The 14,992-nt window shown below is 67.5% G+C and carries 15 protein-coding genes; 8 read left to right on the forward strand and 7 right to left on the reverse strand.

Annotated elements, in window-relative coordinates:
* Positions 1-82 precede the first annotated feature (82 nt).
* Positions 83-1,936 (reverse strand): ABC transporter ATP-binding protein, encoded by a 1,854-nt coding sequence (locus tag ACXAGF_RS13750; RefSeq protein WP_475017878.1) that lies wholly within the window; start codon positions 1,934-1,936, stop codon positions 83-85.
* A gap of 430 nt (positions 1,937-2,366) precedes the next feature.
* On the opposite strand from ACXAGF_RS13750, the gene ACXAGF_RS13755 reads away from it, so the two are divergent.
* Positions 2,367-2,828 carry a tRNA (cytidine(34)-2'-O)-methyltransferase gene (locus ACXAGF_RS13755; RefSeq protein ID WP_475017880.1) on the forward strand — a complete coding sequence of 154 codons (462 nt, stop codon included), beginning with the start codon at positions 2,367-2,369 and terminating at the stop codon, positions 2,826-2,828.
* A gap of 26 nt (positions 2,829-2,854) precedes the next feature.
* On the opposite strand, the gene ACXAGF_RS13760 is transcribed toward ACXAGF_RS13755, so the two are convergent.
* The gene (locus ACXAGF_RS13760) at positions 2,855-3,424 is read right to left on the reverse strand and encodes an NADPH-dependent FMN reductase (protein WP_475017882.1); all 570 of its coding nucleotides are present in this window, start codon (positions 3,422-3,424) and stop codon (positions 2,855-2,857) included.
* A gap of 77 nt (positions 3,425-3,501) precedes the next feature.
* Between ACXAGF_RS13760 and soxR the strand changes: the two genes are divergently transcribed.
* Complete coding sequence (soxR, locus tag ACXAGF_RS13765) at positions 3,502-3,960, forward strand: redox-sensitive transcriptional activator SoxR (RefSeq protein ID WP_475017884.1); 459 nt, start codon at positions 3,502-3,504, stop codon at positions 3,958-3,960.
* Between the two features lie 53 nt (positions 3,961-4,013).
* Here soxR and ACXAGF_RS13770 read toward each other — a convergent pair whose 3' ends face one another.
* The gene (locus ACXAGF_RS13770; RefSeq protein WP_475017886.1) at positions 4,014-5,297 is read right to left on the reverse strand and encodes a hemolysin family protein; all 1,284 of its coding nucleotides are present in this window, start codon (positions 5,295-5,297) and stop codon (positions 4,014-4,016) included.
* 161 nt (positions 5,298-5,458) lie between these two features.
* On the reverse strand, positions 5,459-5,719 hold the full coding sequence (locus tag ACXAGF_RS13775; protein WP_475017888.1) for a hypothetical protein: 261 nt from the start codon (positions 5,717-5,719) through the stop codon (positions 5,459-5,461).
* 178 nt (positions 5,720-5,897) lie between these two features.
* Between ACXAGF_RS13775 and hemF the strand changes: the two genes are divergently transcribed.
* From hemF to ACXAGF_RS13790, 3 genes are all read left to right on the forward strand, one after another.
* Positions 5,898-6,809, forward strand: coding sequence for an oxygen-dependent coproporphyrinogen oxidase (hemF, locus tag ACXAGF_RS13780; protein ID WP_475017890.1), 912 nt, complete (start codon positions 5,898-5,900; stop codon positions 6,807-6,809).
* 97 nt (positions 6,810-6,906) lie between these two features.
* Positions 6,907-7,152 (forward strand): hypothetical protein, encoded by a 246-nt coding sequence (locus ACXAGF_RS13785; RefSeq protein WP_475017892.1) that lies wholly within the window; start codon positions 6,907-6,909, stop codon positions 7,150-7,152.
* A gap of 139 nt (positions 7,153-7,291) precedes the next feature.
* Entirely contained in the window at positions 7,292-7,483 is a 192-nt protein-coding gene (locus ACXAGF_RS13790; RefSeq protein ID WP_475017893.1) for a DUF1059 domain-containing protein, read from the forward strand.
* 84 nt (positions 7,484-7,567) lie between these two features.
* Here ACXAGF_RS13790 and ACXAGF_RS13795 read toward each other — a convergent pair whose 3' ends face one another.
* The 3 genes from ACXAGF_RS13795 to ACXAGF_RS13805 are packed head-to-tail and all read right to left on the reverse strand — an operon-like array spanning position 7,568 to position 10,070.
* Positions 7,568-8,821, reverse strand: coding sequence for a CCA tRNA nucleotidyltransferase (locus ACXAGF_RS13795; protein WP_475017895.1), 1,254 nt, complete (start codon positions 8,819-8,821; stop codon positions 7,568-7,570).
* A complete protein-coding gene (locus tag ACXAGF_RS13800) occupies positions 8,818-9,450 on the reverse strand; it encodes an NUDIX hydrolase (protein ID WP_475017897.1) in 633 nt (210 codons plus the stop codon). Before ACXAGF_RS13800 ends, ACXAGF_RS13795 begins: the two co-directional genes overlap by 4 nt.
* Positions 9,447-10,070, reverse strand: a complete 624-nt coding sequence (locus tag ACXAGF_RS13805) for a DUF1285 domain-containing protein (protein WP_475017899.1) — start codon at positions 10,068-10,070, stop codon at positions 9,447-9,449. The genes ACXAGF_RS13800 and ACXAGF_RS13805 overlap by 4 nt, the downstream gene beginning before the upstream one ends.
* Positions 10,071-10,231: 161 nt before the next feature.
* Here ACXAGF_RS13805 and ACXAGF_RS13810 point away from each other — a divergent pair, with 161 nt between their 5' ends.
* The 3 genes from ACXAGF_RS13810 to ACXAGF_RS13820 are packed head-to-tail and all read left to right on the forward strand — an operon-like array spanning position 10,232 to position 14,992.
* Positions 10,232-11,245 carry an AAA family ATPase gene (locus tag ACXAGF_RS13810; protein WP_475017901.1) on the forward strand — a complete coding sequence of 338 codons (1,014 nt, stop codon included), beginning with the start codon at positions 10,232-10,234 and terminating at the stop codon, positions 11,243-11,245.
* 13 nt (positions 11,246-11,258) lie between these two features.
* Positions 11,259-12,179, forward strand: coding sequence for a DUF58 domain-containing protein (locus ACXAGF_RS13815; protein ID WP_475017903.1), 921 nt, complete (start codon positions 11,259-11,261; stop codon positions 12,177-12,179).
* Entirely contained in the window at positions 12,176-14,992 is a 2,817-nt protein-coding gene (locus ACXAGF_RS13820) for a DUF4159 domain-containing protein (RefSeq protein WP_475017905.1), read from the forward strand. Before ACXAGF_RS13815 ends, ACXAGF_RS13820 begins: the two co-directional genes overlap by 4 nt.

Here is a 14,992-nt window from a genome sequence, read left to right on the forward strand (position 1 = left end):
GTTACCCCGACAGAAACCGAGCCGGCGCGCCTCCACGAGGCGCGCCGGCTCATTTTGTCTAGTCGCTGTCCCGGCCTGAGCCCTACTCCGCCGCCGCCTCGGCCGTCTCGTCGTCAGCGATGAAGCCGCCGGACTGCCGGCTCCAGAGGTCGGCATAGATCCCGCCGCCAGCGACCAGCTCGGCATGGGTGCCCATCTCGTGGATGCGGCCGCGGTCGAGCACGACGAGCCGGTCCATTTCCGTCAGCGTCGACAGCCGGTGGGCAATGGCGATCACCGTCTTGCCCTGCATCAGCGCGAACAGGTTCTCCTGGATCGCCGCCTCGACCTCGGAATCGAGCGCCGAGGTCGCTTCGTCGAGAATCAGGATCGGCGCGTCCTTGAGGAAGACGCGGGCGATCGCGATCCGCTGGCGCTGGCCGCCGGACAGCTTGACGCCGCGTTCGCCGACCTGCGCGTCCAACCCCCGCCGGCCCTGCTGGTCGACGAGATCCTCGATGAAGCTCCAGGCGTTGGCCCGCTTGGCCGCCTCGATGATGTCAGCGTCGTTCGCCTCGGGCCGGCCGTACGCGATGTTGTCGCGGATCGAGCGGTGCAGCAGCGACGTATCCTGGGTAACGACGCCGATCTTACCGCGCAGGCTGTCCTGCTTGACCTCCGCGATGTCCTGACCGTCAATGGTGATGCGCCCGCGCTCCAGATCGTAGAAGCGCAGGAGCACGTTCATCATCGTCGTCTTGCCGGCGCCAGAGCGGCCGACGAGGCCGATCTTTTCGCCCGCCCTGATCGACAGCGACAGGTCCTCGATGACGCCCTTGTCCTTGCCGTAGTGGAAGCCGACGTTCTCGAAGGCGATCGCCCCCCTGTCCGCCTGCAGCGCGCTGGCCGCGGGATGGTCGGTGATGTCATGCGCCTTCGTCATCATGCCCATGCCGTCATAGACGGTGCCGATGTTCTCGAACAGCGCCGAGACCTCCCACATGATCCACTGCGACATGCCGTTGATGCGCATGGCAAGGCCCATGGCGATCGCGATCGCGCCGATCGAGATCACCCCGTGCAGCCAGAACCAGATCGACAGCGTCGAGATCGCAAAGAGCGCCACGCAGTTGTTCAGGTAGACGAGGACATGGAACATCGTCACCTTGCGCATCTGCTTGTGGACGGTCTGCAGGAACTCGTCCATGCCGCTGCGCGCGTACTGCTCCTCGCGGCCGGCATGCGAGAACAGCTTCACCGTGGCGATATTGGTGTAGCTGTCGACGATCCGGCCGGTCATCATCGAGCGGGCATCGGCCTGCTCGGACGAAATGCGCCGCAGCTTCGGCACGTAGTACCAGACGATCGCGACATAGATGACGAGCCAGACGACGAGCGGCGCCACCAGCCGCATGTCGGCGGTCGCGACCACCGCGATCATGGTGACGAAGTAGGTGACGACGTAGACGAACACGTCGAGGATCTTCATCACCGTCTCGCGCACGGCCAGCGCCGTCTGCATCACCTTGGTGGCGACGCGGCCGGCGAACTCGTTGGCGAAGAAGTTCATGCTCTGGCGGATCAGGTAGCGGTGCATCTGCCAGCGGGCGACCATCGGATAGTTGCCGAGCAGCACCTGGTGCATGATCAGCGAATCGAGCGCGACGACGAGCGGCAGGCCGATGAGCACGATCGCCCCCATCCAGAACAGCCGCCCCCCTTCCCTTTCGAGGAAGGTGGCGCGGTCGGCGCTCGACAGCCAGTCGACGATGTTGCCGAGGAACTGGAACAGCATCACCTCGCCGACGGCGATGAGCGCGGTCAGGATCGACATCATCAACAACCACGGCGCGGCCGCTCGCGTATAGTGCCAGCAAAAGGCAAAAAGTCCCTTCGGCGGAAGCGTCGGCTCCTCGGAAGGGTAGGGATTCAATCTGCTTTCAAACCAGCCGAACATGGTGGTCGTCTCTCCGAAAATGCTCGGGAGCCACGGGCGTAAGCCGCCGCGCCAAGTGCGGGGGCCCGTCACGATACCCGATAAACCGCAGGACGACGATCAGGGCCGCGCGCGGTCAGTGAAAACCAGTTAGGAAAAAGAGCCGGACGCCTAGGCCAGCCGGGGAGCGATGCCGTCGAGGAGGCGTGGTCGATATGCTGTATCCATCCGGATGCCTCCCTGGTCACGCGTTTGAAGATGACGGTTGTTACCCTGAATTGCCGCCCTTCGCCAGAGGCACCGTCCGAAAAAGCGTCGATCCGGCCGGCCTGTTGCCCGATTGGCACAACCCGTGCGTTTCGCGCCTCCCCGCATTCTCGTTCTTCGGACCTCACCCCGATCCACATCCGTCGACTTTGGCTTCCCGCGCGTTTTGCGCTATGCCGGACCCATGTCCGACCTGCGCATCGCTCTCTATCAACCCGACATCGCCGGCAACACCGGAACCATCCTCCGGCTGGCCGCCTGCCTCGGCCTCGGCGTCGACATCATCGAGCCGGCCGGCTTCGATATCTCCGATCGCAACCTCAAGCGGGCCGGGCTGGACTATCTCGCCACCGTCGCACTGACGCGCCACGTGACGTGGGATCGCTTCGAGGCATGGCGCGCCGGAACCGGCCGCCGGCTGGTGCTCGCCTCGACCAAGGCGGCGCTTCCCTATGTCGATCACTCCTTTCGACCGGACGACGTGCTGCTGTTCGGCCGCGAGAGCGCCGGCGTCCCGAGCCACGTCCATGACCGGGCCGAGGCCCGGGTGCTGATTCCGATGGTCGAGGGCCAGCGCTCCATCAATGTCGCCATGTCGGCGGCGATGATCGCCGGCGAGGCGCTGCGGCAGACCGGCTTTGCCTGAGGTCGCGCAATCGGGAACGGCTCCGCTCATGCCGCCTCGTCGTACCGTGTTTCGCCGCGCGCGGCCTTCAGCGCCCGCGCCCACCACAGCAGCCGGCGCATCATCGCCACCACCGGGCCCCTCATCTGCCCCGGACGGAACGGGTTCCCCTGCGAATCGAACTGCGACCAGACATGGGCCAGGCTGACGCCGTCGCGGATCGGCACGGCGTGCAGCTCGGAAAAGACCTGCCGCAGTTGTTCGACCGCGCGCAGGCCGCCCGAGATGCCGCCGTAGGACACGAAGGCAACGGGCTTTGCATGCCAGGGGTGGTAGGTGCTGTCGATCATGGCCTTCAGGGCCGCCGGGTAACCGTGATTGTATTCGGGAACCACGATCACGAAGGCGTCGGCAGCCTCGAGCCGCTCCTCGATGATGTCGACGGACCGCGCGTCCGGCCCGGCGGCCGAAAGTGTCAGGGTCTTCGGGTCGAGCAGGGCGACGTCGATGCCGGCCATCCCTTCCAGTTCCGACAGGAACCATGTGGCGACGGTATCGCAGAAGCGGCCGTCGCGGGCGCTGCCATAGATCACGACGAGCCGGACGTTCTCTTTCATGCTGTGGGGCTCCACTATTCATCTTGCCTGGAGCCAATGCTATAAAACCTCAAGCAATATTGAGGTCAACGGCAGGCATGAAGAAAAATCGGGCCGGTCAGATCAGCCGGGAACTGAGCGTCGGCGAGGTCGCCGAGCGCAGCGGGGTGGCGGTTTCCACGCTGCATTTCTACGAGGCCAAGGGGTTGATCCGCAGCAACCGCAACCGCGGCAACCAGCGCCGCTATCCGCGCGCCATCCTGCGCCGCGTCGCCGTCATCAAGATCGCGCAGAAAACCGGAATCCCGCTTGCTGAGATCGCCGATGCGCTCGCCGCCCTGCCGCACGACCGCCCGGTGACGGCGGACGACTGGCGCGCGCTCTCGCGCCGCTGGCGGGAGGGGCTCGACGCCCGCATCGCCCGCCTGACGGCGCTACGCGACCAGTTGGAGGGCTGCATCGGCTGCGGCTGCCTGTCGATGGAGGACTGCCCGCTGCGCAACCCCTGTGATAGGCTCGGCAGAGACGGCACGGGCGCACGGCTGGTCGAGACCTGATCAGACCGAACGCGCCAACGCGAGCACGGCAGGGAAGCTCGGCGCAGCCCGGTTCATGGGGAGCGGCTGGCCAGCAACTTGTCGATCCGCCGGCCGTCCATGTCGACGACCTCGAACTGCCAGCCCTGGGTCTGCGCGACCTCGCCGGTGGTCGGCAGGTGCTGCAGCAGGTCGAGGATCAGGCCGGCGGCGGTCTGGTAGCTACGGCTTTCCGGCAGTGCCAGGCCGAAGCGGTCGGCGAGTTCATCGATCGGCATCGAGCCCGAGATGAGCCAGGAGCCGTCGGCGCGCTGGACGGCATAGTCGTCCTCCTCGCCCTCGGCGATATCGGAGCGGAAAACCCCGGCGATGGCCTCCAGCACGTCGGCCGGCGTCAGCACCCCTTCGAAATGGCCGTATTCGTCGTGCACGAGCAGCATCGGCACGTCGGAGGACCGCAGCGCCTCGAGCACGCGCATCGCATCCATGCTGTCGGGGATGACGGGCGCCTGGCGGATGTGGGCGCGGATGTCGAAGGGCGCCCCAGACGAGACCGCCATCACCAGATCCTTGACCTGCAGGATGCCGACGATCGTTTCGATGCCGCCCTCGCCGACCGGTACGCGCGAATACGGGCTCACGAGGATCTGCTGGCGGATTTCGGCCGGATCGTCGTTCAAGTCGATCCAGTCGACGTCCTTGCGCGGCGTCATCAGGCCGCGCGCTTCGCGGTCGGAAAAGCGCATCACTCCGGCAATCATGCTCTGCTCGCCGCTTTCGATCACGCCGGCCGCCTCGGCTTCCGCCATGACCGCCTTGATCTCCTCGTCCGTGACCACGCTTTCCGGGGTCTGGTGCAGACCGAAGAGACGGAAGATCAGCCGTGTCGACCCGTCCAGCACCCACACGAACGGTCCCCCGATCTTGGACAGCAGCGTCATGCCCTGGGCGACGGAGCAGGCGAACCGCTCCGGGTTGCGCAAGGCGATCTGCTTGGGCACGAGCTCGCCGATCACGACGGAGAGGTAGGTGATGAGCGTGATCACGATGCCGTAGCCGAGCGGCCCCGACAGCCAGCCGGCGACACCGGCTTCCAGCAGGATATCTCCGAGGCGGACGCCGAGCGCGGCGCCCGACACGGCACCGGCAAGGATGCCGACGAGAGTGATGCCGATCTGCACCGTGGAGAGGAACCGGCCGGGATTGTCGGCAAGGCGGAGGGCGGCTTCGGCGCCACGTTTTCCCTGCGCAGCGAGCGTCTTCAGGCGAACTTTTCGCGAGGAGACGATGGAGAGTTCGGAAAGGGCGAAGAGGCCGTTGATGAGAATGAGGACAAATGCAATCGCAAGTTCGAACAAGCGGTGTTCGCCGGACGCATTTATCGAACCGGCACCTTTCTGCTGTTTCAGTTGGCTGCAAACTAGGGACCGCAAGCCCCTCGGTCAATGCTGCTCGGATCGACCTATGGTCGAAATCTGACAGAGGCTGCGCCGCGGCCGGTTGGAGGTCCCTTTCCGCGTCAATCGGCGCTCGGCAGCCGGCGCATGGTGAACTCGATCTGGTCGCCCTCGAGCGGCCGCCAGCTCTCCACTTCGGTCCAGTAGGCCGCCTTCGGCCAAGTCTCGAACCACTCCCGCGCCTTCTGGCGCGCGGCGCCCCGATCGAGGCGAAACGTCTCGCGGATGAAAAGCCCGCCCTGTCGCGCGGGCCGCTCGCGCCTGCCCTGTTCGATCCGCCGTCTCAGTCCGTCGAGCGGCGGAGGGCCTGGAATACGCGCCATTCAGGATTCCTCCGGCAGCACATTCATGTCTTGAACATAGGATGTCACGGCGGCTTTGGCGAGTCCTGCGCGGGGAAACCCGGCGCCACGCCCGGTTGCCAAGGGCCGGCGAAAAATGGGAAGTGTGACGAAATTGCGAATCGGCCGTAAGATGCGGCAACAGAACGGAACCTGCCCCATGGAAAGACCGGACCTGCCGCAGGGCCTGCCGGACGACATCGAACACAAGAAGGCGCGCGCGCGGGCCTGGTTCGAGGCGCTGCGCGACCAGTTGTGCGCGATCTTCGAGACACTCGAGGACGAGCTCGAAGGACCGCTGCGCGACCGCGAGCCGGGCCGTTTCGTACCAAGCAACTGGCAGCGCGACGGCGGCGAAGGCGGCGGCGGGCGCATGTCGATGATGAGCGGGCGGGTGTTCGAGAAGGTCGGCATCCACACCTCCACCGTCCACGGCGAGTTCTCGCCCGAGTTCCGCGGCCAGATTCCGGGGGCGAGCGAGGATCCACGCTTCTGGGCCTCCGGCATCTCGCTGATTGCCCATCCGGTCAATCCGAACGTGCCGACGGTGCATATGAACACGCGCATGGTGGTCACCACCAGCCACTGGTTCGGCGGCGGCGCCGACCTGACGCCGATGCTCGGCCGCCGCCGCGTCCAGACCGATGCCGATGCGGCGCTCTTCCATCGCGCCATGGAAATTACCTGCACCCGGCATGCGGTCGCCGACTACCCGAAGTTCAGGGCCTGGTGCGACGAGTATTTCTTCCTCAAGCACCGCAACGAACCGCGCGGCATCGGCGGCATCTTCTACGACTGGCTGCATTCGCCCGCCGACACCGGCGGCTGGGAGGCGGATTTCGCCTTCACCCAGGACGTCGGCCGGGCGTTCGGGCTCGTCTATCCGAAGATCGTGCGCGCCAACTTCAACAACGGCTGGACCGAGGAGGACCGCGACGAGCAGCTCATCCGGCGCGGCCGCTACGTGGAGTTCAACCTGCTGTATGACCGCGGCACGATTTTCGGCCTCAAGACCGGTGGCAACGTCGAGTCGATCCTGTCCTCCCTGCCCCCCGTCGTTCGCTGGCCGTAAGTGGAATTTGCGCCAGATCAACAACCCCGTTCGCGTACCCTCCTAAGGTCATTCATGATACGATCGCCCCGCATGGTTCCATTGGAGGAGTGTTATCATGACGAATGCGACTGCCGGCATGCCGAAGGACGCAGACAGTAGCCTCGACCTCACCGACCGTATCAACCGCATCGCCGAGAAAATGCGTGCTGAAAGCGGCACCGACCTGCCCCGCGACTATTTTCTGCAGGAGGCCCGCAGCCAGCTCTCGCGTGAATTGCCGCACCCGACCAAGGACGAAAAGTACTGGTCGTCGGCCTGTTTCGACGCTTGGGCGAAGCCCGAAATGAACAAGATGGGCTGACGCGGCCCCGCACGCCGCCGAGGCGTGGAACCTTCGGCGCGCAACCGAGGTTTGGTATTGATCACTTCGGGTGATCTGCCACAATGGCACATCAACGCCTCAGGGACTATCCAAGGCCTAAAACCAAGGGAGAGCAACCATGAGACTATTTGAATGCGGCACCCTCGTCCCCGGCTGCGACTGGCACACGCGCGCCGACAACGACGCCGAAGTCGTGCGCCGCGTGGTCGAGCACATGCGCGAAGCCCATGGCGAGACCGTGATCCGGGAAAACATGATCGAGAACATCAAGGCCCGGATCGTCGACGAGCCGAAGGTGACGAGCGGCTGATCGCGGCTCAGGCCAGCATCACCGAAGCGGGGCGCCGGCGCACGGCGCTCCGGAAAGCCTTTATTTTCGGATCAGCGAGAGCCGCTATCCGGCAAGAGCGGCGAGCCGGGAGAGCAGTTCGTCCCGGCCGAGATTGAAATTGCCCTCCACCCACTCGGATTCCAGAGTGGCCATGATCTCTCCGACCCGCGGCCCTGCAGCCACGCCGGCGGCCAGCACGTCGGCGCCGGTCAACGGAAACGCCGGTTTCGTCCAGCCTTCGGCACGGTGCAGCAACCGCTGGCAGAGGCCGCTGTAGGCCATTGCCTGCGGCTCCCCTTCCGACCGCGCCCGCGCCGCCGACAGCGCCAGCCTGAGCCGGGCAGCGAGCCCTTCGGGCCCGTTGCGGTAGAGCATCCGCTCAAAGGCGGTGTCCGCCAGCGTTGGCGGGATTTCGGGCGCCGCCGCCCACTGCGTCAGGAAGGCGCTCTCGCTGCGCGACAGCCGCAGCCGGCCGGCCAGCGTCGACAGCCGTTCCGCATCCGGCGGCACCATCGCCGCCAGCCGCAGCAGCGGGTCTGGCTTCCAGTCGAAGGCGCGCTCGGCGGCAATCAGCGCCGGGATGGCGTCGATGCCCCATTTCTCCGTCTCCGGCAGGATTTGCCCCAGCACGCCCGATTGCCGCATCCACAGCAACGCCCGGACCGGATCGGGCGCCGAGAGCAGCTTCCTTGTTTCCGACCAGACGCGCTCGGCCGAGAGCGTCGCGAGCTTGTCCTTGGCGCGGGCGCAGGCGCGAAGGCCGTCGGCGTCCGGACGACCGCCGCCGTACCAGGCGAAGAAGCGGAAGAAGCGCAGGATGCGCAGGTGATCCTCGGCGATCCGCTGGCCGGCATCGCCGATGAAGCGCACGGTGTGCGTGCCGATGTCGGCAAGGCCGCCGACAAGGTCGATCACCTCGCCGTCGGCGGTCGCATAGAGCGCGTTGATGGTGAGGTCCCGCCGCTCGGCGTCTTCCTGCCAGTCGTTGCCGAAGGCGACCCGGGCGCGACGGCCGTCGGTGGCAACGTCACGGCGAAGCGTGGTCACCTCGAACGGGACGTGATCGATCACCAGTGTCACGGTGCCGTGGTCGATACCGGTCGGCACCGCCTTGATCCCCGCCGCTTCGGCCCGGGCGATCACCTCGGTCGGAACCAGCGTCGTGGCGATGTCGACGTCGCCCGCCGGCATGCCCATCAGGCTGTTGCGGACCGCGCCGCCGGCAACCCTCGCCTCGCCGCCTTCGCTGTTCAGCAGCGCCAGCACGCGCTGCAGCGCCGGATCCCTGAACCAGCCCTGGTCCATCACCGATGTCATGCGTAGAGCCTTTCATAGATCACCCGGACGATGCCGGCGGTGATGCCCCAGATGTTCCGTCCCTCGTACGGCATCCGATAGTAGTGCCGCTCCTGGCCGAGCCAGACCCCGCTTCCCATCTCGTGGTTGGCGGGATCCATCAGAAAGGACAGCGGCACGTCGAACACGTCGTCCACCTCGTCGGGATTGAGCGTGAGCGTGAAGCCCGGGCGCACCACCGCCAGCACCGGCGTGATGCGGAAACCCGACAGCGCCATGTAGTCCGGCAGCCGGCCGACCGGTTCGACGAGACGGCGATCGAGCCCGATCTCCTCTTCCGCCTCCCGCGCGGCAGCTTCCTCGATGTCGCGGTCGGTCGCGTCCACCGCCCCGCCCGGAAAGGCGATCTGCCCCGAATGCTTGCGCATCGCCGCCGTGCGCCGGGTGAAGATGAGGCGCGCGTCCTCGCCCTCGTCGATCGCGGCGACCAGCACCGCGGCGTCCTTCAGCGACATGCCCTCGACATGCGCGATCGTCGCCGGATTGAGCTTGGCGTCCCCGTTCTCGCGCCAGCTTTCGGGATGCACCGTCAGCGCCTGCGCCATTGCGCGGCGGCGGAACTCGTCGGCGCTGTAGAGGGCGGAACTCATCGTGACAGCGCGTCCAGTTCCGCCTTCGGCATGATCGGAAAGACAGCGCCGCCGGAGCGGACGCAAAACATCGCCCTGCCCTCGATCTCGACCGTCTCGCCGAGAGCGACGATGTCGTACATCACCGCCCGCGCCACCAGCGCCTCCAGCCGTCCGCGCACGTGCAGGTAGGGCTTCAGCTCATGGTTGCCGCCATGGATGACGAAACGCAGGGGATGCTCCGGCCCCGCCTCGACCACGTCGCCGACATTGGTGCGGAAGGTCAATGTCTGCGCCTCGCCCGTGCCGCGGGCGTCCATCTCGACGGCGACGAACGGGGCGTCGACCACCCGGATGCCGACCTTTTCCACAGGTGTGACGAGATAGGTCTTGCCGTCCTCGTCCCGTCGCAAAACCGTGGAGAACAGCCGCACGAGCGGCGCCCGGCCGATCGGCGTGCCGAGGTAGAACCAAGTGCCGTCGGCCCGGATTTCCATGTCGATATCGCCGCAATCGGGCGGGTTCCACCTCTCCACCGGCGGCAGGCCCCGAGTCTGGTCGCCCTTGTCGGCGGCGGCCCGTGCGATCAGCGCCGCGAGCCCGGCCGCGTCGCCCGTCCCCCGAATTTCGCCATTCGCCATTGTTCCGTCCCGGTTGGCCCCTATCTCATTCGTATGTCACGAGATAGTCATTTCGTGACGGCTTGTCAGCAGCAGGCGAGCCGATAAGCTCAATATTCGGCCCACGGCAGGTCGGCCGGCCTCGATTCGATGGCAAGCGTGGCGAACATCTGGAGACGATCATGGGCGTTGCGACATCCCCCGAAACTGGCCTTGACGAAAAGGCCGTGGTCGCCGCCGCCGAGCGGGCGCTCGTCGACATCGCGCGGGTGCGCGAGGAAGTCGGCAAGGTCATCTTCGGACAGGAAAGCGTGGTCGAGCAGACCATGCTCGCCATCCTCTCCGGCGGCCACGCCCTGCTTGTCGGCGTTCCGGGGTTGGCCAAGACCAAGCTCGTGGCGACGCTCGGCACCGTGCTCGGCCTCGCCTCCAGCCGCATCCAGTTCACGCCGGACCTGATGCCGTCCGATATTCTCGGCTCGGAAGTGATGGACCAGGACGAAAACGGCAAGCGCTCGTTCCGCTTCGTGCCCGGCCCGATCTTCACCCAGCTGCTGATGGCCGACGAGATCAACCGCGCCTCGCCGCGCACGCAGTCGGCCCTGCTGCAGGCGATGCAGGAATATCACGTCACCATTGCCGGCCGTGCCAACGACCTGCCGCGCCCCTTCCACGTGCTGGCGACGCAGAACCCGCTGGAACAGGAAGGCACCTACCCGCTTCCCGAGGCGCAGCTCGACCGCTTCCTGCTGCAGGTCGACGTGCACTACCCCGACATCGCCGCCGAGCGGCGCATTCTGCTCGAGACGACCGGTATTGCCGAAGCGCAGGCCAGCCAGGCGATCGCCGGTTCGCGCCTGCTGGAAATCCAGACACTGATCCGCCAGATGCCGATCGGCGAAACCGTGCTCGACGCCATCCTCGACCTCGTCCGCTCCGCCCGCCCCGGCCACGGCAACGCCGAGACCGACAAGCAGGTTGCCTGGGGTCCCGGCCCCCGCGCCGGCCAGGCGCTGATGCTCTGCGCCCGCGCCCGCGCCCTCTACGAGGGCCGCCTCGCGCCGTCCGTCGACGATGTCCTGGCGCTCGCCGAGCCGGTGCTGCAGCACCGGATGGCGCTGACTTTCGCCGCCCGTGCCGAAGGCATATCGGTGCGGGACGTCATCGCGTCGCTCGTCAAGCAGGCCCGAGGCTGACCGGGAGCCTGCCATGCCCGCAATTGGCCAAATCGTCCGCCCCACCCCGACCGCCGAGGTCCTGTCGCGGGCGCAGGCGCGCGCGGCATTGCTGCCCGACTGCCTGGTGGAGGCCCGCCGGCTGGCCAATACCGTGATTGCCGGCTGGCACGGCCGGCGCAAGCGCGGCATCGGCGAGGATTTCTGGCAGTTCCGGCCCTATGTGGGCGGCGAAAGCCTCTCCCGCATCGACTGGCGGCGCTCGGCCCGTGACGACCATACCTATGTGCGCGACCGGGAGTGGGAGGCCGCGCACACGATCTGGCTGTGGGCAGACCTGTCGCCGTCGATGATGTTCAAGTCCAGTCTCGGCACCGTGTCGAAGGAAAGTCGAGCGCTGGTGATCATGCTGGCGTTGGCCGAACTGCTCGCTCGGTCGGGCGAGCGGATCGGCTGCCCCGGCGTCATGGAGCCGATCGCCGCCCGCAACGCCGCCGAACGGCTGGCAACGGCGCTGTCGCACAGCGCCCTGGCCGATGGCCTGCCGCCGACCGACATGATCCGCGGATCGAGCGACCTCGTGCTGGTTGGCGACTTCCTCGACGCCCCGGAGGCGGTGATGGAGCGGCTCGGACCGCTGGCGCGGCGCGGCCTGCGCGGCCACGTGATCGAGATCGCCGACCCGGCAGAAGAACTCTTTCCCTATGCCGGCCGTACCGAGTTCACCGACCCCGAATCCGGAGAAAAGCTGACGGCCGGCCGGGCCGAGACGCTGAGGGACGACTATGCCGGCGCCTACGGGGCCCGCCGGGCCGCGCTTTCCGACAACCTGCGCCATCTCGGCTGGAGCTTCATCAGCCATCGCACCGACCGACTGGCCTCGGAGGCGCTGGTCGCCGCGCACATGTATCTCTCCGGCCTGCCGGCGATGCGGGCGGCAGGAGAGCGCCGATGAGCGCCTTCGCCTTCGCCTATCCAGCCGTGCTGGCCGCCCTCGTCTTACTGCCGGCGATCTGGTGGCTGCTGCGGCTGACCCCGCCCAAGCCGGTGGTCGAGGCCTTCCCGCCGTTCCGCATCCTCGCCTCGATCCTGAAGCGCGAGGAAACACCAGCGCGCAGCCCCTGGTGGCTGACGCTGCTGCGCATGCTGATGGCGGCGGCGGTCATCCTTGCCATTGCCGAACCGGTGCTCAATCCGCGGGAAAACACGGTGGCCGCCTCCGGTCCGTTGGCGCTGGTGATCGACAACAGCTGGGCCACGGCCGCCGACTGGGCACGGCGCGTCGAGACGGCGAGCGCGCTCATCGACGACGCCGAGGCGCGCAATGTCCCTGTCTCGCTCGTCTTCACCGGCGACCGCCTGCATGACGCTGTGCCCACGGATGCGGCGACTGCGCGCACCAAACTGGCCGCCGCCCAGGCACGTCCCCTGCCCGCCAGCCGCAGCACAGCCCTTGCAGCCCTCAAGACCGCGCTTTCCGGCACCTCCCCGGGCACCCTCGCCTTCCTGTCGGACGGGATCGCCGCCGACGAGGACGATGGAACGCTTGCCACGCTGGCGGCATTGCAGCCTGCCGACCTTCGGCTCGTCGAAGGTGACGGGCGGGGTGCGGTTGCCCTGATCGATGCGAAAAATGACGCTGAAGCGATGTCGGTAACCGCGACCCGCCTTTCCGCCGGCCCGGCGCGGACCTTGTCGCTGGCCGCGCACGACGCCCGCGGACGGCCGATCGGCGGCGGATCGCTCACCTTCCGGGCCGGCGAGTCCACCGCCACCGGCAACATCGCCGCCCCCTTCGAGCTGCGCAACGATTTCGCCCAGATCTCCATCGACGGCGTTGCGACAGCCGGCGGCACCTATCTCCTCGATGACGGTTTCCGTCGCCGACGCGTGGCCCTGCTGAGCGGCGAGACGAACAATCCGAGCCAGCCGCTGCTGTCGCCGCTGCACTATATCGAAAAGGCGCTGGCACCCTATTCCGACCTGGTGCGCCCCGGCGTCGCCGATCTCGCCACCGCCATCCCGGAGCTTCTGGAACAGCGTCCCTCCGTCCTGATCATGGCCGACATCGGCCGACTGCCGGAGGAAACCTATGCGCCGATGCAGGAATGGCTGGAGGCCGGCGGCATGCTGATCCGCTTCGCCGGGCCGCGCCTCGCCGCGGCGCCGGCCGACGACCCGCTTGTGCCAGTGATGCTGCGCAAGGGCGAACGCGCGCTCGACGGCGCGCTGTCCTGGTCCGAGCCGCAGCCGCTTGCCGACTATCCGCCGACAAGCCCGTTCGCCGGCATGCCAAGGGCCGACGACGTTCTCGTCAAGCGCCAGGTACTGGCGGAGCCGACGCCGGACCTGCCCGAGCGGACCTGGGCCAGCCTCGCCGACGGCACGCCGCTCGTGACGACCGGCAGGGTCGGCGCGGGACGCATCGTCCTGTTCCACGTCAGCGCCGAGACGGGCTGGTCCAACCTGCCCCTCTCCGGCGATTTCGTCGAGATGCTGCGCCGCAGCGTGCAGCTCTCGCGCGGCGGCGGCGTGGCCGCGACGGGAGAGGCGCGGGGCCAGCGGCTGCCGCCGTTCCGCCTGCTGACGGCCGTCGGCACGCTCACTACCGATACCGGCGAGGCAAAGCCGCTCGACCCGGCCGACGCCGGACGGGTCGTGGCGACCGCGGACCATCCGCCGGGAACCTATGGCTCCCAGGACGGTTTCGTCGCCCACAACCTGTTCCCTGCCGGCCAGGCACTGGCGCCGCTCACCGTGACCGCCGACCTGGCGGTCGCGCGCGAAAGCCTGATCGGCAATGTCGCCCAGTCGCTCAAGCCCGCGCTGTTTCTGGTCGCTGCGCTGCTGCTCCTCGCCGACTGCCTGATCGTTTTGTGGATGAACGGCGCCTTCGCGGCGTGGACGCGGCGGGCACAGGTGCGCGCGGCGGCGGCCGTGGCACTGGCGCTTGCCCTGTCGATGGGATGGCTGGCCATTTCATCCGGCACGGCGCTGGCCGACGATGCCGCCCCCGGCGACGACGACCTGCTCGCCCGGCTGGACACCACCCACCTGGCCTATGTCGTCACCGGCGAGAGCGAGATCGACCGTGTTTCCGAGCGAGGGCTGGCCGGGCTCACCGAGTTCCTGACCTACCGGACCACGCTCGAGCCCGGCGATCCGGTCGGGGTCGACATCGCGACAGACGAACTGGCGGTCTATCCCCTGCTCTACTGGCCGGTCAGCGCAACGGCGGAGATGCCGACGACGGCGGCGATCAGCCGCATCGATGCCTACATGCGCAACGGCGGCACCGTCCTGTTCGACACGCGCGACGAGTTTTCCTCGATCGAGGGCAACAGCCAGACGAGCCAGAACACGCAGAGGCTGCGCGCCATCCTCGCCAATCTGGACATCCCGCCGCTGGAGCCGGTGCCGGCCGACCATGTGCTGACAAAGGCCTTCTACCTGCTGTCGAACTTCCCGGGCCGCTATGCCGGAAGCCCGTTGTGGGTCCAGGCCGAGCTCGACGCCCGGGAAGATCCGAGCCGGCCCGCGCGCGCCGGCGACGGCGTGACGCCGATCATGATCACCGGCAACGACCTCGCCGGCGCCTGGGCGATCGACAACAACGGCCTGCCGCTGCTGCCGACGGTCCCGCCCGACGAGGTGCAGCGCGAGCATGCCTTCCGCGCCGGCGTCAACATCATGATGTACATGCTCACCGGCAACTACAAGGCGGATCAGGTGCATGTGCCTGCCCTGCTCGAGCGGCTGGGGCAGTGA

The organism is Mycoplana sp. ABR4_002 (genome assembly GCF_056159645.1).

Excerpts from the sequence above, each read along its gene's own strand:
- ACXAGF_RS13750 (WP_475017878.1), bottom strand. The coding sequence starts at position 1,936 with ATGTTCGGCTGGTTTGAAAGCAGATTGAATCCCTACCCTTCCGAGGAG.
- ACXAGF_RS13755 (WP_475017880.1), top strand. The coding sequence starts at position 2,367 with ATGTCCGACCTGCGCATCGCTCTCTATCAACCCGACATCGCCGGCAAC.
- ACXAGF_RS13760 (WP_475017882.1), bottom strand. The coding sequence starts at position 3,424 with ATGAAAGAGAACGTCCGGCTCGTCGTGATCTATGGCAGCGCCCGCGAC.
- soxR (WP_475017884.1), top strand. The coding sequence starts at position 3,502 with ATGAAGAAAAATCGGGCCGGTCAGATCAGCCGGGAACTGAGCGTCGGC.
- ACXAGF_RS13775 (WP_475017888.1), bottom strand. The coding sequence starts at position 5,719 with ATGGCGCGTATTCCAGGCCCTCCGCCGCTCGACGGACTGAGACGGCGG.
- hemF (WP_475017890.1), top strand. The coding sequence starts at position 5,898 with ATGGAAAGACCGGACCTGCCGCAGGGCCTGCCGGACGACATCGAACAC.
- ACXAGF_RS13785 (WP_475017892.1), top strand. The coding sequence starts at position 6,907 with ATGACGAATGCGACTGCCGGCATGCCGAAGGACGCAGACAGTAGCCTC.
- ACXAGF_RS13790 (WP_475017893.1), top strand. The coding sequence starts at position 7,292 with ATGAGACTATTTGAATGCGGCACCCTCGTCCCCGGCTGCGACTGGCAC.
- ACXAGF_RS13795 (WP_475017895.1), bottom strand. The coding sequence starts at position 8,821 with ATGACATCGGTGATGGACCAGGGCTGGTTCAGGGATCCGGCGCTGCAG.
- ACXAGF_RS13800 (WP_475017897.1), bottom strand. The coding sequence starts at position 9,450 with ATGAGTTCCGCCCTCTACAGCGCCGACGAGTTCCGCCGCCGCGCAATG.
- ACXAGF_RS13805 (WP_475017899.1), bottom strand. The coding sequence starts at position 10,070 with ATGGCGAATGGCGAAATTCGGGGGACGGGCGACGCGGCCGGGCTCGCG.
- ACXAGF_RS13810 (WP_475017901.1), top strand. The coding sequence starts at position 10,232 with ATGGGCGTTGCGACATCCCCCGAAACTGGCCTTGACGAAAAGGCCGTG.
- ACXAGF_RS13815 (WP_475017903.1), top strand. The coding sequence starts at position 11,259 with ATGCCCGCAATTGGCCAAATCGTCCGCCCCACCCCGACCGCCGAGGTC.
- ACXAGF_RS13820 (WP_475017905.1), top strand. The coding sequence starts at position 12,176 with ATGAGCGCCTTCGCCTTCGCCTATCCAGCCGTGCTGGCCGCCCTCGTC.